The 1193-nt window shown below is 57.6% G+C and carries 1 protein-coding gene; it reads left to right on the top strand.

The features are described from left to right. The first annotated feature begins 165 nt into the window (after window positions 1-165). On the top strand, window positions 166-1176 hold the full coding sequence (locus ACFIQF_RS24590) for an IS110 family RNA-guided transposase (RefSeq protein ID WP_393946279.1): 1011 nt from the start codon (window positions 166-168) through the stop codon (window positions 1174-1176). The last annotated feature ends 17 nt before the right edge of the window (window positions 1177-1193 follow it).

Here is a 1193-nt window from a genome sequence, read left to right as displayed (position 1 = left end):
ATGGCCCGATCAGGGCTGGCGTATGCAGGGAACTCCCTGAGGCTTGCAACCTGTCGCGTAGATATGCAGCGCCAGTCCTTTTCTCCTGTCCGTGCTAAGTCCGGACAGTATCTTTCAGCCCGAGGGTTCATTTCTCGGAGCACGCATTCACAAGGATGGTCAGACATGAGAGCAGGAGAAGTGACAGCGCAAGGTGGGCAGCAGCAAGACCTTTTGGTAGTTGGCCTGGATATAGCAAAGCTCAAGGTTGATGTGTGTTTGCGCCTTGTCAATGGGAAGTACCGCAACAAGGTAATTCGCAACAGTGCAGCAGGGTTCGAGGATCTGGTCGCCTGGTTGCACAAGCATGGAGCCGCAACTGCCCACTTGTGCATGGAGGCCACTGGGCCTTACTGGGAAGCACTGGCCGAGTACATGAGCGACGCGGGCTACGTCGTCAGCGTTGTCAACCCCGCGCAGGTCAAAGCCTATGGGGTGGCGCTTGGTCAGCGCAGCAAAACCGATGCGGCTGATGCACAGCTCATTGCTGAGTTTTGCGCCCAACGCAAGCCCGATGCTTGGCAGGCACCGCCAGTGGTAGTGCGCACGCTCCGGGCGCTGGTCGCTCGCAGAGACTCGCTGGTGGCGCTACACACCCAAGAAGTGACCCGGCTGCAAGTGGTCCACGACAGCGTCAAAGAAAGCGTGGAGGCTGTTTTAAGCACGCTGCAAGAGCAGATAAAGCTCATCGAAAAACGAATCCGCCAGCACATTGATGACGACCCCACACTGCGCGAGCAACGCCACTTGCTCGACAGCGTGCCGGGGCTTGGTGATGTCTCCATTCCTGTCCTGCTCAGCCACTACGGGGGGCCAGCGCGCTTTGCTTCGGCCAAACAGGCGGTAGCCTTCGCCGGGCTGGATGTGCGGCACTACGAGTCAGGCTCGAGTGTGCGGGGTCGCCCGCGCATCTCCAAAAAAGGCAACTCCAAGCTGCGCAAGACCTTGTTCATGCCTGCGATCGTGACGATGCGATGCACTGAGTGGGGGCGAGTCTTTGCGCAGCGCTTGAGTTCAGCAGGCAAGCCCAAGATGGTGATCATTGCGGCGCTGATGCGCAAGATGGTGCAGATTACCTTTGCGATATTGCGAACAAGAAAGGCATTTGATATGAAATTACACGAACAAAGTACTTGACGGGCACGACAGTATCT

This window comes from Comamonas trifloxystrobinivorans (assembly GCF_043359985.1).
Lineage (GTDB): Bacteria > Pseudomonadota > Gammaproteobacteria > Burkholderiales > Burkholderiaceae_C > Comamonas > Comamonas trifloxystrobinivorans.
This window is presented reverse-complemented; position numbering and strand designations above follow the sequence as displayed.

Coding starts and splice junctions, on each gene's coding strand:
- ACFIQF_RS24590 (WP_393946279.1), top strand. CDS start 166: ATGAGAGCAGGAGAAGTGACAGCGCAAGGTGGGCAGCAGCAAGACCTT.